Annotated in this window: 12 protein-coding genes; 5 read left to right on the forward strand and 7 right to left on the reverse strand. The window is 66.3% G+C overall.

Features of this window, described 5'->3' with window-relative positions; translation table 11 throughout:
- Positions 1 to 49: 49 nt before the first annotated feature.
- Genes ACNA0R_RS20060 through ACNA0R_RS20070 form a run of 3 tightly spaced genes read right to left on the reverse strand, consistent with a single transcriptional unit; the run spans position 50 to position 1,758 of the window.
- Positions 50 to 382: an FxLYD domain-containing protein gene (locus tag ACNA0R_RS20060; protein WP_415827818.1), complete on the reverse strand. Its 333-nt coding sequence runs from the start codon at positions 380 to 382 to the stop codon at positions 50 to 52.
- Between the two features lie 36 nt (positions 383 to 418).
- Positions 419 to 1,075 carry a 3-oxoacid CoA-transferase subunit B gene (locus ACNA0R_RS20065; RefSeq protein ID WP_415827819.1) on the reverse strand — a complete coding sequence of 219 codons (657 nt, stop codon included), beginning with the start codon at positions 1,073 to 1,075 and terminating at the stop codon, positions 419 to 421.
- Between the two features lie 2 nt (positions 1,076 to 1,077).
- The gene (locus ACNA0R_RS20070) at positions 1,078 to 1,758 is read right to left on the reverse strand and encodes a 3-oxoacid CoA-transferase subunit A (RefSeq protein ID WP_415827820.1); all 681 of its coding nucleotides are present in this window, start codon (positions 1,756 to 1,758) and stop codon (positions 1,078 to 1,080) included.
- A gap of 97 nt (positions 1,759 to 1,855) precedes the next feature.
- Here ACNA0R_RS20070 and ACNA0R_RS20075 point away from each other — a divergent pair, with 97 nt between their 5' ends.
- Complete coding sequence (locus ACNA0R_RS20075; RefSeq protein WP_415827821.1) at positions 1,856 to 2,569, forward strand: GntR family transcriptional regulator; 714 nt, start codon at positions 1,856 to 1,858, stop codon at positions 2,567 to 2,569.
- A 9-nt stretch (positions 2,570 to 2,578) separates the two neighbouring features.
- Here the strand turns inward: ACNA0R_RS20075 and ACNA0R_RS20080 are convergent, their stop codons facing one another.
- A complete protein-coding gene (locus ACNA0R_RS20080) occupies positions 2,579 to 3,955 on the reverse strand; it encodes an MmgE/PrpD family protein (protein WP_415827822.1) in 1,377 nt (458 codons plus the stop codon).
- Positions 3,956 to 4,059: 104 nt separating this feature from the next.
- Between ACNA0R_RS20080 and ACNA0R_RS20085 the strand changes: the two genes are divergently transcribed.
- From ACNA0R_RS20085 to queC, 3 genes are all read left to right on the forward strand, one after another.
- Positions 4,060 to 5,490, forward strand: a complete 1,431-nt coding sequence (locus ACNA0R_RS20085) for an MmgE/PrpD family protein (RefSeq protein WP_415827823.1) — start codon at positions 4,060 to 4,062, stop codon at positions 5,488 to 5,490.
- A 10-nt stretch (positions 5,491 to 5,500) separates the two neighbouring features.
- A complete protein-coding gene (gene tcuA / locus ACNA0R_RS20090; RefSeq protein ID WP_415827824.1) occupies positions 5,501 to 6,994 on the forward strand; it encodes an FAD-dependent tricarballylate dehydrogenase TcuA in 1,494 nt (497 codons plus the stop codon).
- Positions 6,995 to 7,106: 112 nt separating this feature from the next.
- Positions 7,107 to 7,835, forward strand: a complete 729-nt coding sequence (gene queC, locus ACNA0R_RS20095) for a 7-cyano-7-deazaguanine synthase QueC (protein ID WP_415827825.1) — start codon at positions 7,107 to 7,109, stop codon at positions 7,833 to 7,835.
- A gap of 9 nt (positions 7,836 to 7,844) precedes the next feature.
- Here the strand turns inward: queC and ACNA0R_RS20100 are convergent, their stop codons facing one another.
- Positions 7,845 to 8,393 carry a GNAT family N-acetyltransferase gene (locus ACNA0R_RS20100; protein WP_415827826.1) on the reverse strand — a complete coding sequence of 183 codons (549 nt, stop codon included), beginning with the start codon at positions 8,391 to 8,393 and terminating at the stop codon, positions 7,845 to 7,847.
- Positions 8,394 to 8,615: 222 nt separating this feature from the next.
- On the opposite strand from ACNA0R_RS20100, the gene ilvD reads away from it, so the two are divergent.
- Entirely contained in the window at positions 8,616 to 10,481 is a 1,866-nt protein-coding gene (gene ilvD, locus ACNA0R_RS20105) for a dihydroxy-acid dehydratase (RefSeq protein ID WP_415827827.1), read from the forward strand.
- Here ilvD and ACNA0R_RS20110 read toward each other — a convergent pair.
- Positions 10,459 to 12,852 carry an NEL-type E3 ubiquitin ligase domain-containing protein gene (locus tag ACNA0R_RS20110; RefSeq protein ID WP_415827828.1) on the reverse strand — a complete coding sequence of 798 codons (2,394 nt, stop codon included), beginning with the start codon at positions 12,850 to 12,852 and terminating at the stop codon, positions 10,459 to 10,461. The two genes, ilvD and ACNA0R_RS20110, sit on opposite strands and share 23 nt — an antisense overlap.
- Before the next feature lie 335 nt (positions 12,853 to 13,187).
- A complete protein-coding gene (locus ACNA0R_RS20115) occupies positions 13,188 to 20,567 on the reverse strand; it encodes an NEL-type E3 ubiquitin ligase domain-containing protein (RefSeq protein WP_415827829.1) in 7,380 nt (2,459 codons plus the stop codon).
- Between the last annotated feature and the right edge of the window lie 192 nt (positions 20,568 to 20,759).

Below are 20,759 nucleotides of genomic sequence, written 5' to 3' on the forward strand. Positions count from 1 at the left end.
CCGGTTCGCGCTATTCAGTTGCCTTGATCGCGAGCCCGGATGACGTCCGTTATTCCGCCTTGATCTCGTAGGCGGTGAACCGCGCGAAGGGCAGCGGCGTCGTCGCCATCAGATCCCAGGTTTGCTTGTCCGGCAGATTGAAGGTCTGCGCCGACGTCGTGCCGATGACGTTGCCCTGCGCGTCCTGCAGTTGGAACAGCACCGTTACGCGGTTCAGTTCCTTGCCCGTGTCGTTGTGCACCGTGCCTCGAATCACCGTGGCGCCGGAGGCGATGTCCTTGACGGCCTGCAGGCTATCGATGGTGACGCCTTGCGTCATCGATTGCGCCCCGGCGTTCAGGGCGGCGGCGGACAGGATGGCGGCGGCAAGCAGGCGTTTCATGGTTGTTCTCCCGCGATGAGCGTCCCCCGCCGGATATCAGCGGGCGACCGGTATCTCGAATCGTAGCGGAAGTCCGGTGACGCGTTCGAGCGCCGCCGGGTCGGTATCGCCGAAGGTCTCGACGACATAGACGCCGTCCGCGCGGATATCGAAGACCGCGACGTCGGTATAGACGCGCGATACGCAGCGCACGCCCGTCAACGGGTAAGTGCATTGCGGCACCAGCTTGCTGAGGCCTTCGCGCGTGGTCAGCTCCATCATGACGAAAACCTGTTTGGCGCCGCTGGCCAGGTCCATCGCACCGCCGACCGCCGGGATCGCATCGGCGCCGCCGGTATGCCAGTTCGCCAGGTCGCCATCGACGGATACCTGGAAGGCGCCCAGCACGCAGATGTCCAGATGGCCGCCGCGCATCATGGCGAAGGAATCGGCGTGATGAAAGAAGGACGTGCCGGGCACTTGCGTAACGGGTTGCTTGCCGGCATTGATCAGGTCGTAGTCTTCCTGGCCCTTGGCGGGCGCCGGTCCCATGCCCAGCATGCCGTTTTCGGTATGCAGCACGATCTCGCGGTCGGCCGGCAGATGATTGGCGACCAGGGTGGGCAGGCCGATGCCCAGGTTGACGTAGGCGCCTTCCGGGATGTCGCGGGCGACGCGGGCGGCCATTTGGTCGCGGGTCAGTTTGTCGGTCATGCTCACTCCTTGCCCGCGGCGGCGTCGACGCGCACGACACGCTTGACGAAAATGCCGGGGGTGACGATGGCTTCCGGGTCCAGTTCGCCCAGTTCGACGATCTCACGTACCTGGGCCACGGCGACCTTGGCGGCGCTGGCCATGATGGGGCCGAAATTGCGCGCGGTCTTGCGATAGGTCAGGTTGCCCCAGCGGTCGGCGCGGTCGGCCTTGATCAGCGCGTAATCGGCATGCAGCGGCAGTTCGAAAACATAGTGCTTGCCATTCAGTTCGCGCGTTTCCTTGCCTTCGGCCAGCGGCGTGCCGTAGGCCGTGGGGGTGTAGAAGCCGCCGATGCCGGCGCCGGCGGCGCGGATGCGCTCGGCCAGCGTGCCTTGCGGCACCAGCTCCAATTCGATCTTGCCCGAGCGGTACAGGCCGTCGAAGATCTGCGAATCCGCCTGGCGCGGAAAGGAACAGATGATCTTGCGTACGCGCCCGGCGCCCAGCAGGGCCGCCAGGCCGGTGGTGCCGTTGCCGGCGTTGTTGTTGACGATCACCAGATCTTTCGCGCCCTGGGCCAGCAGCCCATCGATCAATTCGACCGGTTGGCCGGCGGGCCCGAAGCCGCCGATCAGAATGGTGGCCCCATCGGGGATATCCGCCAGCGCCTGCGCGGTGCTTTCTACGAGTTTTGAGATCATCGGCGATCCGGAAACAGGGGAAGTTCTACAATCCCTCGATGCTTTCACGGCGCGCCGGCCACCGTCAAGGCAAGCTGTCCTCAGCGTGAACACTTCCATGACAAGAAAACCCTACGACTCCAATCTGCTGCTGGGCGACGTCGCGTACGAGTCGGTACGCGAAGCTATCCTGGCCAATGATCTCAAGCCGGGCGATCGCGTGTCCGAATACAAGGTGGCGGAATGGCTGGGCATCAGCCGCACGCCTGCCCGCGAGGGCCTGCGCCGTCTGGAAAACGAAGGCCTGCTGACACAGCATCCACGGCGCGGGCTGGTGGTCGCGTCCATCGACGACGAGGCGGTGCAAGAGCTTTATGCCGTGCGGGAACTGCTGGAAGGCGCGGCCGCCGCGTCCGCCGCCAAGCGCGCGACGGAGGCGGAGATCGCCACGCTGAAGCATCTGGTCGATCACGAGGCGCGGATACGTGACGAGCCGGAGCAGATGTACGAACACAATCGCACTTTCCACGACGTGGTCTATCGCGCCGCGCACAACCAGTTCCTGCTGAAGTTCCTGCTGATCACCGCCGATACCCTGTCGGCCTATCGGAACGTATCCACGCTGGTGATCGAGGAGCGGCGTGCCGAGGTCATCGCGGAACATCGCGAACTTTACGAAGCCATCGCGGCGCGTGACGAGGCCGCGGCGCGCGCTGTTGCAGTGCGGCATGTGCAGAACGCGTTGCACGCGCGTACGCGCGTGCGGCACAGCAAGCTGGTCGGGGAGGTGCGCCGGCCGGCGTTTCCCGAGGCCATGAAGAAGCGCGGGTAAAGGCCGCGATCAAGCCCGCGGCATGGGTAGCGCGGCTTGCGCCGGTAATTGCATCAAGCGGTCGTACCAGTCGGCGGCCGCGCGCCGGCCCAGCGTTTCTTCCGTCAGCAGCAGGAAGCGCCGCCGCATTTCCGCCTGCGTCATCGGTGTCTGGGGCATGCCCTTGTAGTCCCGCGCCAGCGCGTCGTAGCGCCGCCCGTCACGCAAGGTCAGCGCGATGCGCGCGCTCCAGGCGGAGGGCAGGCCGGGCTCCGCGGCCAGCGCGATACGCCGGCACAGCGCGGCGATCCTGGCATCCTGCAGCGCGGATGGGTCGAAGGCGCGCGGATCCTCGGGGTCGCGGTACAGCGATAGGGCCACGCAGAAAGGCGCGCTGTATTGCGCCGTCATGATGTCGCCGGGATCACGGATGTCGTGATGACTGGCGACCTTTTCCGACATGCCGAGCGCCAGTTCGGCGACGTCGTCGCCGCCGAAGCCATGCGCGGCCATTAATCCGCGCAGCGTCTGCATGGCGGCTTGCGGCGTGACATGGCAGGCGTAGCGCTTCATGCAGATGCGCAGGGTTTCCCAGTTGCCGCCCAGGTCCGCGGTGAGGCGGCCGGCATCGGGCTCGCGGCAATAGGTTTCGAGGAAGCCGAAGCGGCCTTCCAATATGGTCTCCGGTCCGCTGTAGCCGTCCGCCGCCAGGCGTGCGGCCAGGACGCCGGCCTCGCAGGCGCGGCCCATGTGCAGGCGCTTGACCATGGCGCCCTCGCGCGATTTGGTGAATGCCAGCAATCCGGCGGAGAGCGAGCCGGCGATGCCCAGCGCCCGTGCGATGCCGGTCGCGTCCAGGCCGATCAGGACGCCGGCCACCACCGCCGCGCCGTAGGGGCCGGTCAGGCCGGGCGCGTGGAAGCCCAGCTTTTCGCTGCTGTGGCGGGATGCCGCGCCTATGCGGAATAGCACTTCGCAGCCGGCTACGAAGGCGGTCAGGGCCTGCCGCCCATGGGCGCCGGTTTCCTGCGCGACGGCCGCCATCACGGGGACCAGGGTGGCGCCCGGATGCACGCCGGCGCCGGGGTAGCGCAGGCTGTCCTGTTCGAAGGCGTGCGCCGCCGCGCCGTTGGCCAGCGCCGCCAGCGGCGCCGCGATACCGGGCGTCCCTATACCGGGCGTGTCCAACACCGTGCAGGGGCCCTGGCCGCCGTAGCGTCGCGCGTAGGCGGCGGTTGCCGCGCTCCAGGGGAAGCGGCAGCCGTAGACGATGCATCCCAGCGTGTCGGCGATGCAAGCCGCTGCCCGCTCCCGCACGTCTTCCGGGATGTCCTCGAACCGCAGATCGGCGGCGAAGCGGGCCAGCGCCTGCGCCGCGGTGGCGGCTGAAGCCGCGGTTTGCATCATGTCTCGGTCCATCCCCGTGACCTGCCGGAAAAATGGTATACCGTAGTATTCTATAACCGAACGCGATGCAAAAAACCGGGCTCGAAAAAGGGAATACCGGCCAAATGAGCGATACAGACGAACCCGGCGCCGCCGATGGCGCGGATACCGTCGCGGGCCTCGCCCGCGAACTGGGCCGGCGCGTCGCGGCGCTGCGCTACGACGACCTCCCCGACGCCGCCATCCATTGGGCGCGCGTCGGCCTGCTCGACACCATCGGCGTGACGCTGGCCGGCGCGCGCGAAGACGCCGCGCGGCTGGCGGCCCGGGCCCTGGATACGCAGGACGGGCCGGCGCTGGTACTGGGTACGCGCCGCCACGTGGGCGTGCTCGACGCCGCCTTGATAAACGGCACCGCGTCCCACGCGCTGGACTTCGACGATTGCAACAACACCATGGGCGGCCATCCCTCCGCCCCGGTGCTGTCGGCTTTGCTGCCCCTGGCCCAGCAACTGAATAGCAACGGCCGCGATGTCGTGCTGGCCTACGTCGCGGGCTTCGAGGTCGAGTGCAAGCTGGGGCTGGCGGTCAACCTTCATCACTACACCAAGGGCTGGCATCCCACCGCCACGCTGGGCACCTTCGGCGCCGCCGCGGCCTGCGCCAGGCTGCTGGGGCTGGACGGCGACGCCACCGCGACCGCGCTGGCCCTGGCGGCGTCCTTCGCCTCCGGCCTCAAGGCCAACTTCGGCACCATGGCCAAGCCGCTGCACGTCGGCCATTGCGCGCGCAATGGCATGTACGCGGCGCGCCTGGCGCGGCTGGGCTGCACCGCCAATCGCGCGGCGGTGTTCGAACACAAACAGGGTTTCCTCGACGTGTTCAACGGTCCGGGGACCTACGACGCGCGGCGTGCGCTGGATGCCTGGGCCCGTCCGCTGGACATCGTCGAGCCCGGCATTGCCATCAAGCAGTATCCCTGCTGCGGCAGTACCCACCCGGCGCTGGACGCCATGCTGCAGCTCGCGCGCCGCCATCATCCGCGGCCGGACGACGTGACGCGCGTCGACGCCTGGATCCATACGCGGCGGCTGGCGCACACCAACCGGCCCCGTCCGGACAGCCCGCTGGCGGCGAAATTCAGCCTGCAATACGTGCTGGCCCGCGCGCTGCTGGACGGCCAGGTGGGCGTGGCGGACTTCGAAGCGGACTCCTACACGCAGCCCGCCGTGCGCGCGCTGCTGGATCGCATCCACGTGGCCGCCTATGACCAGGCCGAACCGGCGATCTTCCCGGCCGCCAATCATTTCGGCGGGCGCGTGCGCGTCACGCTGCGCGACGGCAGGGTGCTGGAATCCCAGGTCGACCAGCCCCTGGGACGCACGTCCGACTATCCGCTGCCGCCCGACCTGCTGCGCGCCAAATTCGCGCTGTGCGCCGGACGCGCGCTGCGCGAGGACGCCGTGGAGGCCATCGCCGACACCATCGAATGCATCGAAACCCTGCCTCGCATGGAGGCGTTGATGGCGCTGATCGCCGGCGCCGCCCAAGAGTGAGGACAGCGAAGTGGAAGAACACATACATCGTTACGACGTGGTGGTGGTCGGCAAAGGCAACGCGGCCTTGTGCGCGGCGCTGTCCGCCCGCGAGCATGGCGTCAGCGTCGCCATGCTGGAGGCGGCGCCGGAAGACGAGTCCGGCGGCAACAGCCGTTTTGCCGGCGGCGTGATGCGCTTTGCCTACGACTCGGTGGAAGACCTGAAAAAGGTCACCGACCTGACCGAAGAAGAAATCGCCACCAGCGACTACTTCACCAACACGGCCGACGAGTACTTCGACGATCTGTTCCGCCTGACCAGCTATCGCACGGACCCCGCGCTGTCGGAGATCCTGGTCACGCAAAGCCTGGACGTCATGGTGTGGCTGCGCGCCAAGGGCGCCAGGTTCGTACCCAACTACGGCAGGCAATCGTCCCTGGTCAACGGCCGCCGCAAGTTCTTCGGGCGCTTGCCGATAGAGGTATCCGGCGGCGGCGCGGGCCTGGTGCAGTTCCTGGACAAAGCGGCCAGGAATGCCGGCATCGACGTGCACTACAACACGCGCGCCAGATCCCTGATCGCCGACGGCGACCGCATCCGCGGCATCCATGCCGTACAGGACGGCCACCCGGTGATCTACGAGGCCAGGTCGGTGGTCCTGGCCTGCGGCGGTTTCGAGGGCAATCCGGAAATGCGCGCGCGCTATCTGGGCCCCGGCTGGGAATTGGCCAAGGTGCGCGGATCGCGCTTCAACCAGGGCGATGGCTTGCGCATGGCGCTGGATGCCGGCGCCGCCCCCTACGGCAACTGGTCGGGCTGCCACGCCACCGGCTGGGACCTGAACGCGCCGGAGTTCGGCGACGTTCATGTCGGCGATCAATTCCAGAAGCACAGCTATATCTTCGGCCTGTTGATCAACGCCAACGGCAAGCGCTTCGTCGATGAAGGGCTGGACTTCCATTCCTTCACCTACGCGAAGTACGGCGGCGAGGTCCTGAAGCAGCCGGGCCAGTTCGCCTGGCAGGTCTTCGATTCCAAGGTCACCCATCTGCTGCGCTCCGAATACCGCATCAAGATGATGACCAAGGCCACCGCGGATACGCTGGAGGACCTGGCGCACAAGCTTGAAGGCGTGGATCCGGCCGCCTTCCTGCAGACCGTGCGCGCGTATAACGCTTCGATCCGCAAGGATGTGCCATTCGATCCCACGATCAAAGATGGCCTGTGCACGCAAGGCATCGAGCCGGCCAAGTCGAACTGGGCGCAGCCGCTGGATACACCGCCCTACCATGCCTATGCGACGACTTGCGGCATCACCTTTACCTTCGGCGGCTTGCGCGTGGATCCGGAAAACGGGCAGGTGCTCAACGTGCACCTGCGGCCGATGCCGGGCTTGTACTGCGCCGGGGAAATGGTGGGCGGGCTGTTCTACTTCAACTATCCCAGCGGCACCGGGCTGGTGTCCGGCGCGATATTCGGCCGCATCGCGGGTCGCGGCGCGGCGCGGGCGGCCGCGCGCTGAGCCCGTATCGGCGGGCGCGGCCCAGGGGCGGGCGGCAGGGCGGGCCGAGAGGGAGGCGGACGGGCGGGACCGGGGACGGCGGTTATCCTAACGGTCTTGATCTGGAGTTCCCATGCAAAATCACGACCGCCGCGCCCTGGTGCTGTTTTCCGGCGGGCAGGATTCGACCACCTGCCTGGCCTGGGCGCTGGAACGCTACGCCCACGTCGAAACGGTAGGCTTCGATTACGGACAGCGCCATCGGATCGAACTGGACGCCCGGCAGAACGTGCTGCGCGAGCTGCGCGCCCGCCTGCCTGGCTGGGCCGGCCGCCTGGGCGACGATCACATGCTGGATCTGTCCGTACTGGGCCAGGTCGGCGACACCGCCCTGACCAGCGACCGGCGCATCGAAATGCAGGCCAACGGCCTGCCCAACACCTTCGTGCCCGGCCGCAACCTGCTATTCCTGACGCTGGCGGCCGCCCTGGGCTATCGCCGCCAGCTGGACGTCCTGGTCGGTGGCATGTGTGAAACGGATTTTTCGGGCTATCCCGACTGCCGCGACGACACGATGAAGGCGCAGCAAGTGACGCTGGCCCTGGGCCTGGGAACCCGGGTCACCATAGAAACGCCCTTGATGTGGCTGGACAAGGCGCAGACCTGGGCGCTGGCCCAGCGCCTGGGCGGGCAGGAACTGGTGGACATCATCCTGGAAGACAGCCACACCTGTTATCTGGGCGAACGCGGCGCGCGCCATGACTGGGGCTACGGCTGCGGCACCTGCCCGGCCTGCGCGCTGCGCAAGACCGGCTGGGAACGCTGGACCAGCGGCCAGGCGGCTCCCTTGCCGGCGGCATAGGGATACCTGCTATCGCGGTTCGGGCGCGGTCGCGTCGCCGTCGCCCAGCGCCCGCTGCATCAGCACGGTATCCCGCCACTCGCCGAACTTGTGTCCCACCGAGCGCAGCGTGCCCACGGGATGGAAGCCGCAGCGCGCGTGCAGCGCCAGCGAGGCCGCGTTGCCGCTGTCGCCGACGATGGCCAGCATCTGGCGCCATCCCAGCGCCGTGCAGCGCTGGATCAGTTCCTGCAACAGGCGCCCGCCGATACCGTGGCCCGCCATGCCCGGCTTGACGTACACCGAGTCCTCGCAGGTGAACCGGTACGCGGGACGAGGGCGGTACAGCGTAGCGTACGCATAGCCGGCTATCTCGCCGTCCAGCTCGGCGGCAAGATAAGGCAGCTTGTGCGCCAGCACGGCGGCGCGCCGCTGGAGCATTTCCTCCAGATTCGGTGGCGCCAGTTCGAAGGAGGCCGTGCCGTGCAGCACGTGATGGCTGTAGATCGCCTGTATGGCCGCCATATCGTCGGCGGTGGCGTCGCGGATGAGCAGGGTGGGAGCGGGCGAGGCGGACATGTTGCGGCAGTCGTGGTTGAAAGGGGTGGGCCGGCCGCGGCATTATGCCGCCCGGCGGCGTATTCCGGGGCGCGGGCGCGTCTCCGGACTATCCCTGCCCAGGCTGCCGTGCCCTGCCAGGCGTTATGATGGGGACCTTTTTCCCCGGTCCGCCCCGGCAAGCCGCGCCCTGGACGCGGCGCGGGCCGTCCCGATAAAACCCGCGCTTTCCGAGACAACGCCATGCCGCAATACCGTTCCCGCACCTCCACCCACGGCCGCAACATGGCCGGCGCCCGCGCCCTGTGGCGCGCCACCGGCATGAAGGACGGCGACTTCGGCAAACCCATCGTCGCGGTGGTGAACTCCTTCACGCAGTTCGTCCCCGGCCATGTGCATCTGCGCGACCTGGGGGCGCTGGTCGCCAGCCAGATCGAGGCCGCCGGCGCGATCGCCAAGGAATTCAACACGATCGCGGTGGACGACGGTATCGCCATGGGCCACGACGGCATGCTGTATTCGCTGCCCTCGCGCGAGCTGATCGCCGATTCGGTGGAGTACATGGTCAACGCCCATTGCGCGGACGCCATGGTGTGCATCTCGAACTGCGACAAAATCACCCCGGGCATGCTGATGGCCGCCATGCGCCTGAACATCCCGGTGGTGTTCGTGTCCGGCGGCCCGATGGAAGCGGGCAAGATCAAATCGCCCACCGACGGCAAGGTCGTCGCCAAGATCGACCTGGTCGACGCCATGGTCAAAGCCGCCGATCCCAAGATGTCCGACGCCGACGTCGCCGAATACGAACGCAGCGCGTGCCCGACCTGCGGCTCCTGTTCCGGCATGTTCACCGCCAACTCGATGAACTGCCTGACCGAAGCGCTGGGCCTCTCCCTGCCCGGCAACGGCACCATCGTCGCCACGCATGCCTGGCGCAAGGGGCTGTTCGAGGAAGCCGGCCGCCTGGTGGTCGACCTGTGCCGCCGTTACTACGAGCAGGACGACGCATCGGTGCTGCCGCGCAATATCGCCACTCGCGCCGCCTTCGAAAACGCCATGACGCTGGACGTCGCCATGGGTGGATCGACCAACACCGTGCTGCATCTCCTGGCCGCGGTGCATGAGGCCGGTGTGGATTTCACCATGGTCGACATCGACCGTATTTCGCGTCGCACGCCCTGCCTGTGCAAGGCCGCGCCGGCCACGGACAAGTACCACATCGAGGACGTGCATCGCGCCGGCGGCGTGATCGGCATCCTGGGTGAATTGGCCCGCGCCAAGCTGCTGGATCTGTCGGTGGGCAATGTCCACAGCGGCACGCTCGGCAAGGCCCTGGAAAAGTGGGACATCGCCGGCGGCAGCGCCAGCGAAGAGGCCAAAAAGTTCTACCGCGCCGCTCCCGGCGGCGTGCCGACCCAGGTCGCCTTCAGCCAGGAAGCCACCTTTCTGACGCTGGACCTGGACCGCAGCAACGGCGGCATCCGCGACCTGGCGCATGCCTATTCCAAGGACGGCGGCCTGGCCGTGCTGTACGGCAACCTGGCCGAGAAGGGCTGCATCGTGAAGACGGCGGGCGTGGACGAAAGCCAACTGGTGTTCCAGGGCCGCGCGCGTGTCTTCGAAAGCCAGGACGCGGCGGTCGAAGCCATCCTGGGCGACAAGGTGGTGGCCGGCGACGTGGTGGTTATCCGCTACGAAGGCCCCAAGGGTGGCCCGGGCATGCAGGAAATGCTGTATCCCACGTCCTATTTGAAGTCCAAGGGACTGGGCAAGACCTGCGCCCTGTTCACCGATGGCCGCTTCTCCGGCGGGTCGTCGGGCCTGGTGATCGGCCACGCGTCGCCGGAGGCCGCCGAAGGCGGCACCATCGGCCTGGTGCGCGACGGCGATGCGATCCAGATCGACATCCCCAACCGCCGCATCAACCTGGAAGTCAGCGATGCCGAACTGGCGGCGCGCCGCCAGGAAATGGAAAGCCGCGGCGACAAGGCCTGGAAGCCGGGGGATCGCCAGCGCGTCGTCTCCACGGCGTTGCAGGCCTATGCCGCGCTGGCCACTTCCGCCGACCGCGGCGCGGTGCGCGACCTCAGCCAGTTGACGCGTCGTTGATCGCGGGGTCGCCCGGCAGCAACCGAGGCGTGTAGGACACGCCGGCGGATTGCAGGTATTCGACGGTCAAGGGCTGGAGCACGGCGTACTGCAGTTCGCCGGCCAGCGCGGTTTCCGTCGCCCGGCGGGCATCTTCGTCGTCCTTGGGCATGTCGTTCGCCGCCATCCGGGCGGCGACCGCATCCCTGAATTCCGGGCTTATGACCTGTACGGCAATCGACGCCCGGGCCTGTTCGTAGCGCTCACCGTACCGGCGCTCAAGCATGCGCTGCCAAGGTTCGTATTGCGTGACGAAGAACGGATCGAACGCCGCGCGCAGATGTTCCTGCACGGCGCGCAGCGTGTCCGCCAGGTAACGATCGTCCAGCTTGACCATGGCGCCATGGTCCATCTCCGGCAGCATGATGGACAGGTCCAGCTTGTCGCGCGGTCGCAGCTTTACCGCCAGGTATAGATAGACCTCCAGCTCTTCTCCCTCCATGCTCATTCCGGCGGCCTTGGTTCGGGCGATGCCGATCAAGGCGTCCATGCAGAACATCTGCCTGCTGATTTCGATCACCTCGCCTACGCGATCGTCGTAGCGGCCGAGCAGGATATCGTCGGTCAGACGGGCTTTGCGTATCTGGGTCATCGCCCATGCGGCGCGGTCGCGGCAGATACGGCGCACGCCTTCGCAGACGTGCAGTACGGCGTCGCGCAGCGACTGCCTGTCCGGCTTCGATAGTTCGATCACCAGGTCTCGTATGTCTTCGCGGAAGGCTGGGTTGCGGTAGGCGCTGGCTAGACGGACTTGATCCAGATAGCGCGCGAACTCGGCCAGGTTCGAAGCCGTGTCGGAGCCCGGCGCCGCGCCGCGTTCGATTTCCTGCCACCGGCCGATGGCGTCCGCGTGTTCTTCCCCAAGGACGGATCGAAGCGCGTACGCCAGCGGCGTGCCTTGCCTCGGACGAGGCAGGTCGTACAAGAGCTGGAAGCTCGATCCCACCAGGGCGTCCAGACGCCGGAGGCGAGCGAGGTCTATGGGGTTGTCGTGGATGTGGACAATGGCGGCGTTGATCAGCGCGAAGTAATCAGGCACTTCGGTAATCAGGTTCGAACTGAAGTCGAGCTGCACGGCGCTATCCGGTATGGGCCATGGCAGGCGCGTCATGCGATTGCGCGCCACGTTCACGCTGCGTATCGTTCCCGGCAGCGGTGGCAGGGAAACCAGCTGATTGTCCAGCACTTCCAGGATTTCCAGGCCTGCCGGCAGTGGCGCGGGCAGTTCCGTCAGGCGATTGCTGGGCGCGACCAAGGCCGTGAGTGTGGTCGACAGCGCGGGCAGCCGGACCCAGTCGCAGCCATAGAGTCCGAGCTCGCGCAGTTCGCTGGGCAGGCGTCGCGGCACCTCCGTGACTTTCTGCCAGAAGATCGCCACGCTGTGCAGCGTGTCGGGGAACGCCGGCAGGGCGATCGCGGGCGCGGCCGGTGCGGACCCCTTGATGACCAAGGTCCGCAGCCCGGCTGGAAATCGGTCCAATATCGAATCGCTCCCCATTGCGAGCTCCAGTCCCAGCAGGTCGGCCGGCAGCGGCGGCACGCCGGCGCCCAGGTGCTGCGGCCGGAGCGTAATGTGCGAGCCGTTCGATGGGTATGGGGTACGGCGGTGGACGGCCTCGTTGAAGGTGTCCTCATCGACGCCACCGTAGAAGCGTGCTTGCTGCACCCGCGCACGCAATCGTTCGACGACCCTCGCGCGCGTCGCGCGTCTTTGTCGCAGATATTGCGCTCGCTCGCCGGCGCATTCCTCCGGCACTTGGTCGTCCTGCGCCACCCATTGTGTCCAGGCGGCTTCCAGTTCGGGGTCGACAGGGATCCTGTTTTCGCGGATCGCACGCGTGGCGTCGTTTTCGACGCCCATGCCGCGCATGTTGGCCAGGTCCATGTAGATGGTCTCGAAGCATTGCGCGGCCAGCTTGATGTCCGATTGACCGAAGAGGTCGGCGCGCACGCGCCATTCCGTGTGGTGCCGCCACCAGTTCGGCCGCTTCATCACGGTTTGGGACACGTCGCGCCGCAGCGCCAGCCGCGGTGTTTTGCCTTTGATCTCCCGATAGGCGGCCAGCGCCCGCAGGATCATCCCGCCCCGGTCATCGCCTTCCATGCGGCGCAGGAAGTCCTTGATGGACGCGGCGTGTCCCGGCGACGAAACGCCGTCCATGCGTTGCACCAGTTCGTCCATGAACCGTGTCATCTGCGCCGCGTCAGGGCTCAGCCGGATAGGGGCGGCCGTGATGATGCGAGCCTCGTTTCCGTCGGTCGCGCCGGCTTTGCCGGTGGGCGGCACGTCAGCCGCGGGGCGGCGACTTGCCCGGCGAGTCGGTGCGGTCATGCCGCCCCGCAGCCCTACCGGGCCGTGGAACAGGGTGCCCAGGGCTCGGAGCCTGAGGATGCGCCGGTGATGATTGCCCGCCCTTGGGATACCGGTACGGGCACCCACGAGCGTCGAGGAACCCGCCGCCGCGGCCGGTAGCCTCCCGTCGCCCGCCGGTGCGGCATTCCTGTTATTGGCCGCGGCTGAGGTAGCAGCGGGGGTGTATATCGCGCTGCCTATTCGCACGACGATGGACTCCAGAATGCCTATTGCCGGAAAAGAATGCGGCATCTGAGGCACGATCGCCGTAGGCGGGTTCCGCGCGATATGTCCGAAAAAACTGGCGATTGGTCCTAGGCGCGCCGCGGCGGCTTGGGCCGGTACGACGCACCGGTCGATTCCAGGTACTCCGTCGTCATCGGCGCCAGCGCGGCGTATTCCATTTCGCTGGCCAGCGCGTCCCCGGCGTCGCGGCGGGCCGCCAGATCGTCCAGCGGCAGCCCGTACTCCTCCAGCCTGGCATTGACCCGCGCATCGAATTCCGCCCCCACCAACTGCTCGGCCAACTGCGACTTGGTGTCCTTGTAGCGGTCGCCGAACTTGCGCTCCAGCATCTTCTGCCAGGGCTCGTAGCGGGTGACGAAGAACTTGTCGAAGTCCGTGTGCAGGCGGTCCAGCACCACGCGTCTGGCAGTCGCCAGATCGGCCTCCGACAGATCGACCATCCCCATATAGTCCATCTCCGGCACCATGATGCCCAGGTCCAGCTGGTCCTTGGGACGCAGTTGGATGCCATACGCCATATGCACTTCCAGCGCTTCGTCCCGCATGCCCATCTCGATGGCTTTCTCACCCGCGAGTTCGGTCAGGATGTCCATGGCCAGCATCTGCCTGCCGACGTCGATCACTTCGGCGACACGGTTGTCGTAAAGCCCGCGCAGGATATCGTCGGTCAGGCGGGCCTTGCGCAGTTCGCCCATGGCCCAGGCGGCGCGGTCGCGGCAGACACGCTGCACTCTTTCACATATATGCATCGCCGCGTCGCGTAGCGTTTGCCGTTCCGGCTTCGACAGTTCCGCTATGAGTTCCTGTACCTCTTTCCGGAAGGCGGCCTGCTGATAGCTGCTGGTGCCGGTGACCTCGGCCAGGTAGCGTCCGAATTCGACCAGGTTGGCGGCTTCGTCCGAGCCGGGCGCGGCGGCCTTTTCGATGGCTTGCCAGCGTGCCAGCGCTTCGGGGTGGGTGCCTCCCAGTATGCCTTTGACCGCGCTGGACAGGTCGTTGGCCGGCCGTGGCGCCCGTGCGCCCGATAGAACCGTGGATCGGCTGCGACCGTCGGGTTGAAGGATAAGCTGTTCCAGGCGCTCGATTTGTCCCTCGAGCAGGGGATTGTCGCGAAGGTCGATAAGGCGCGCGCGCAGCAGGGCCAGCGTGCGTGGCAATTCGGTCAATTGATTGTTCGATGCGTCCAGCTCCCTGACGGTATCCGGGATGACGCGGGGCAGGGCTGTCAATTGATTCATCGAAACGTCGATATGTTGGATGCGGGGTGGCAGGTCGGGCAGTGTCCGCAACTGGTTGTAGTTTGCCTCCAGCACTTCCATCGCGTCCGGCAGAGGCGACGGCAATTCCGTCAATCGGTTGTACGGCACCTTCACGACCTTGACGCCGGATCCCAGGATCGGCAACCGGTCCAGGCCGCAATTGCTCAGCTCCACCGTGTGGAGTTTGCCGCCGGCCAACCGCGCGGGAAGGCCGGTCATGTTTTGATTGCGGACGATCAGGTGCCGGACAGTGTCGGGAATGGCGGGAAAGGTGATGGCCGGTGATTCGGTCCCACCATCGCCGAAGATGGTCAGGCGCTCCACCTTGGAAGGGATTTTGTCCAGGATGGAGTGCTGGTCCGTCATCAGCCGCAAGGACTGTATATCGTCGGGCAAGGGCGGCATGCCGGTGCTCAGGTGGTTGCGCTCCAGGTCCAGGTGGGATCGTTCCGCGGGATACTTGCCGCGGCTATCCAGGGCCCAGCGGAACGTGTCTTCGTCAATGCCGCCGTAGAAGCGCGCCTTCTGCAGCTTGGTGCGCACTTCCTTGACGATCTGGGCGCGCTTTGCGCGCCGCGTCGCCAGGTGCTCGTCGCGCGCATGCGCGAACGCCGCCGGTACCGTGTCGTCGTCGATCCACGCCTGCCACGATTTCTCCAGGGCCGGATCCAGCCGTATCTTGCCTTTGCTGATCGCCTTGCTGCACACGCCCTCGAACCAGGGGCCGTGCATCTTGGCCATGTCTTTGTAGATGCCACGCAAGGCATAGGTGGCCATGAACAAGTCCTCGTCCTGGAATATCGTTGAGTCCACGCGCCATCGGGTATGACGCCGCCACCACGTCGGTTGCTTGACCTCGACCTCGGTCAGGCCGGGGCGCAAGCTGATACGTGGCACGTCGCCCATGATGTCGTAATAGGCCGCCATGGCGCGCAGGATCGCGCCGCCCTCGGCATCGGCTTCCATCCGGCGCAGGTAGGCCTTGATCGAAGCCGCCTGCTCGCGTGTGCCGACGCCCTTCATGTGGCTGACCAGTTCGTCATAGAAGCGCGTCATCAGATCCGCATCGGGGCTGAGCGCGATCGTGGGGCGAGCCGGCGCCGGTATCGGTACGGGCGCCGGTACCGGATCGGTACGATCCACGTCGCCGTTTCGCGTCCGGTCCGGCGGTGTAACGACGGCGTCCTGGTTGCGTGGCGGCGTGTCCACGCGGCTCGGGGGGAAGACGCCGTCCAGGTATTCATCCTGCAGGCGGACGTAATCTTCCAGCCTGGAGACCCCGCCGGCATCCTGGATGGCCTGCGTCAGCCCTGGTGAAGGCTGGAAATCGACGATGCCGGCATCCCGCCCGTGCGCCAGGACGGGGGTGGCGCCGGTCGCGCCATGCGATGCATGAAAGGGCAGATGCGAGAGCAGCGGCGGCAGCGGCGAGCCGGTTTCGCGCATGATCCGTTCAACCAGTGCATCGATCGCGCCTCTTTCACCCAGGCCGAGGGTCGGCAGGGCGCCTACGTCCACCGTGCCGTTGCGCAGCCAGGGGCCCTGAACTGGCGGCCTCTCGTTCGTCAGCATTTGCACAAGGTGGCGCGTCATGGCGCGTTGCGGCGTCACGGCCTGGAACCGGCCACCTTTGGACAGATAAACCGGGGTGGTGGGATAGTTGCCTACCAGGTAGGGGACGCTGATGCTCATCTCGTCGTGATTCACGCCGAGGTGGCCGGCGCCGGTCCCGCCATGTTCCATCGCGGCGGGGAACAAGGCAGTGAGCGTCCATTTTTTTTCCGGCTGGGTGCCGATTTTTCCATCGGCGATCGCTCGATTGAGCAGGCCCACGAACGTCTCGGATTCCGTCAGCTTCACGAAGAAATCCTTGATGTAGTCGTAGTACTCCTCTTCCCGGCTGAGGTCGTTATAGAGATCACGTACCGTAGGTATGACCTTCTTCGGACCCGCACCCATGTCCAGCGCGATGTCGAAGTACTCGGCGAAGGCGTCGTTCCATGCGACATGCGGCGTGACGTCCGTGGTCGACTCCAATACGTGCGCGGCGCGCGCCACCGTTTCCGATTGCGAGATCCGGCCTTGCGCATAATGCGCGACGCCTGCGCTGTCGAAATACATGCCGGGTCCGGAGACCAGGCCGTCGGGCGTATCGGCATCCAGCGCGCGCGCCGCCTCCCAGTCGATTTCCCTGTGGACGGTGGGTGCTCCGCCGGGCATGCCGACGTTATGCTGCACCTCCCAGCCCTTGTCTCCGCGACGGATCGCAATGCCCTGGGCCGTCGGCTTGTCGCGCTGGATGATGCGCCACGTGGCGTTGTCCGCGTCCCAACGGACCTGGAACCAGTCGCCGCCCTGCATGATGTAGATGCCGCTGCCCTCGGCCTGGCGGTACAAGGGCAGGTCGCCGGCAAGCAGGACGGTATCGTGCGGTCGCTGCACGCGGTATGTCGAGGCCTCGTCCCTTCCCAGGCCTTGCAGTGGGGTATCGGCCGACGGATAGTGCCTTCCCGGCTTTGCCGGCGTGCCGCGGCGCGCATAGATACGAGCCGCCACATCGTCCGCGGCGATGGCGTATTTGCCTGCGAACGCGGCCGGGGACTTGCCGTTGACCGATAGCGTTTTGTCTTCCAGCAGCGCGCGGTACAGCAAGCGCGCTTCCTCCGAGCTGGCGGGTTGCAGCTTGGTAATCGATACGCCCAGGCGCGTGAGCGCCGCTGCGCGGCCCGCCTCGTATAGGGTCGCAAGTTCCGCGGCGCCGGGTTTGCCGCCCGCCTTGGTCGTGGCGTCCTGCACGGCCTTGTCGAATGCGGCGTCCACCTTCTGCAGCTCCGACGCCAGTTCGGTTACCGTGGCGGGCGGGATGGCTTTGGGTACGAGGCCCAGGGGTTCCAGGACGCGCCGTTCGTCGGAGGTCAGCGTCACGGCGGCGCGGGCGATGGCATCGTCGATGGCGCCGTCGCCTCTACGTATCGACAGTTTTTGCTGGAGAACCGCCAGCACATCGGCAATTTCGTCCGCGCGCTGGCGCTGGGCGGCGTTCCCCGTACCGGCATGCCGCATCAGCGCGGCGGCGCGCTCGCCATACGCTGCGATCGTATCGTGCAGTTCCTGAGTGTCTTTCTTGCCCAGCTGCTGCAATACCGTGTCGAAGTAATGGCTGATGTTTGCCCGGCGCTCGGCCGAGCCGGCCAGCCGGTTGCCCATGGGCAGCGCGCCGGACCGCAGCATGTCCAGCACATCGACGATGCGTGCCGCTTCCGCCACATCCGCCGTCGTGATCATGGCGTGCATGAAGCGGCCATCCCCCAACAGGATGCGACTCGCCTCCATGGCATCGTCGGTGGTCAGCAGTCCCCGCAGCACCGCGGGTCCCTGGCTTTCCAGGTATTCGGCGTACTTCTGTCCATAGGCTTTCAATGCGTCGGCGCGCAAGCGATCGATGGCGACGGCTTTGTTGAGCGCCCCGGGACGATTGGGGATGGTCCAGCGGTCCAGAATGGCGGCGAGCGCGTGCGTTTCCTCCGCGTGGTGGGCGGCCGCGACCCAGACGCCTTGGGCAGCGTCGTGGATCAGCGGCGTAGCGTTGATGGCCGCCGAGTCCGCTTGCACGCCGCCCGCCGCATGCCATCTGGCCGGCTGCCCGGCAGCCGCCGCTTCGACCTGCACGATTTCGACATACGAACCCGATATGGAGGCGTAGCGTTTACCGTCCAGCGCGATCGTGCCGTCGCCGGCCGCCTGCGCCCGCCGCAGTTTTTCCAGCATGGCGCTATCCGTGACGGCGTGCCGTGTCAGCTCGTCGACCGACAGCGACGGCAGCAGCCGGCCGTCCTTGGCGCGTATCAGCACGGGGCCGGTGGGCTGCAGGCGGATGGGATCGAAGCGTGCATAGTTTCCGCCGAAACGACGCAGCCATTGGCTGCCGCCGTCTTGGTCCAGTACCTTCAGGAACCGGGCTTGCGCCGCGTTCTGGCCGGCTGTGCCGTGCAGCGGACCGGTTTGCCAGGGGTACAGGCTGAATTGCGTATAGAAGGAATTCCTGGGCTGGGTGCGGGCGCGCAGCTGTAGGCTGAGGCGGGGGAATCTGGCGCGCAGGTTTTTGACTATCTTCCGCAGATTGCCGGATCGCAGGAATCCATAAGCGCCGGTGAGCATCTCGGCGAAAGAGTGCGTGCCGATGGGAATCGGCACGATGCTGTCCAGCATGGTGCCCATGGTATGCACGGCCTGCACGCCGATATGGGGCAGCTCCTCGACGGTCTTGCCCAGGCCGTACAGCAGGCCCTTGACGATGCCGCGCTCGCGGGACATGGCGATCGCGGAGGTCACGCCGCGCATCAGCGCGCCTTCGCTGACGGCGACCAGTTTGACGCTCTCGCCGAGGATGGGGATCACGGCGAAGACATCGAAAATCCCGGACAGGCCCGCGCTGAAGTATTCACCGCGTTTCCAGCTGGCATAGGTTCCATAGACCGGGATGAAGCTTTCCACCAGCCGGTCCGCCCGGCTGGCGCCATCCTGGGCGGGTTTGCTCTGCTCCTTGTATTTCACCAACCTGGGACGCAGGTCCGCATCGATGGCGTCGTAGATGCCGCTGGCCTTGGGCGCGTACAGGTGCCGCTCGGTGGACCATAGGAAGTCGTCGCGGAGCGCCTGCTCCGTGCCGATCTTCTTGAGGTCGTCGGCCGCGAAGACGGCGTGCCGATTGAGCGTGACCCATGCCGTATGGCTGATCGAATTCGGGATGCGCTCGATCACGCCGCTGAACGACACGAAATAGCGATAGACCTCGCCGTCGTCCATGCAATTCACGAAAAAACCGTGCGCATGAATGTCCTTGTGCGACCTGACGACAATGCGTTCGGTGTTGATCGACGCGCTGCCGGCGTTCTGGTCGAAGCCGTCTTTCTTCGCGGCTTCCAGCACTACCCGCATGGTGGTTTTATGAGCACCTATGTAGTCGGATATGTAGGTGTCCAGGGTGCGGTCGTAAAGGTCGGAATAGCGCGGTGTATCCTTCCCCACCTTGGCGATCAGTTCATTGTTGAACTGGTTGGGCTCGATCTTGGCCAGGTCGTTGAATTTGACGTAGAAGTCGAGCAGCTTGTAGCTGATGCGCTTGCCCTTGAAATGAATCGGTTCTTCGATCACCCGGGCCGCGGGGTCCAGGCCTTTCGCTTTCAGGACGCCCTCGGCAATGCTACGGCCGGTGGGGGCATTCTGGAGCGCGACCAGGCGGCTGGTGGCTTCGGACAGCGCGATTTCCGACTTGAATACTTCCTTGGCAAAGGCCTGGATCTGCTTGGTGGCCTCGGCATCGTGTTCGGGTTTCAGGTGCGCCAGGTCCACCTTGCCGGCGGCGTGCGCCATGAACATCAGCCCGGCGTGGGAGACCGGCAAGAGTGCGTGCGGCGCGTCCTGTGCCTGTCCTTGATCGTCGGCCTGCGCGGCCTGCATACCGACGGCATGGCCCATGGCCATGACTTCTTCGAAGGATAGGGCGTCCGCGTCCATGCCGGCGGCGCCGCAGGCTTCGATGCCGGTCCACAGCTGGATCCATTCGCGGCTGCCATAACGCATGGACGGCGGCACGGAATGGAAGGACAGCGTCGGGTCGCTGATCAGCGCGGTCCTGAGTTGCGATACCAGCGGCGCGTAGTCTTCCGGGATGTGGACGGCCTCCAGGACGTGGCGTATGCGGTCGTCCAGCGCGGAAACGGCGGCGCCGATGGACAGGGTGGTGGCGTTGCGCAGGGTGATGCCGTCGTGGAAGACGCCGCCGTCGGATCGGGGGACTTTCAGCTCGGCGCGCCAGTCTATGGATCGGGTCAGCGCAAGCACCAGTGCGTTGGCCAGCAGCCGGCGATGGCCGGGTTGCAGCGTGGCGGCCGTCAGTTCGCCGGAGAACAGGCCGGAAGCCGGCGCCAGGCGCAGCATCAGCGCGGTGTCATTTTCCAGCCACCGCACGCCCGGAAGGGCGCTTCTGTGCGCGGCAAGATAGTTGCCGAGCGCGTTTGCGCGATCCGTGCGATCTCCCTGGACCATCCGGTCCCGCGCATGGCTGACAAAGCTGGCGATCAGTCGTTGCGCGGTTGCTTCGCGTTCTTCGGGGGTACGGGTATCGGGGTCGGCTTGCGTGCCGGTCGTCGTGTCGCGCGCGGCGTTTCCGGTGCCGCGTGCCAGCATGAACTGCCGGGCCGCGCTTACGGCGTTCCCGTCGTACGGCGGAGGCTGGTTTTCGGTGGAAGGGTGAGAGAGAACAAGGGGCGCGACGGGTACTGCGTTTACTGCCTGCACGAAAAACAACTCCAAGATACCGATCCGCGAGGGACGCTGATGCGGTATCTAGGGCACAGGCGGACGTACGCCGGTTCCTGG

The organism is Bordetella sputigena (assembly GCF_965137885.1).
Lineage (GTDB): Bacteria > Pseudomonadota > Gammaproteobacteria > Burkholderiales > Burkholderiaceae_B > Bordetella_C > Bordetella_C sputigena.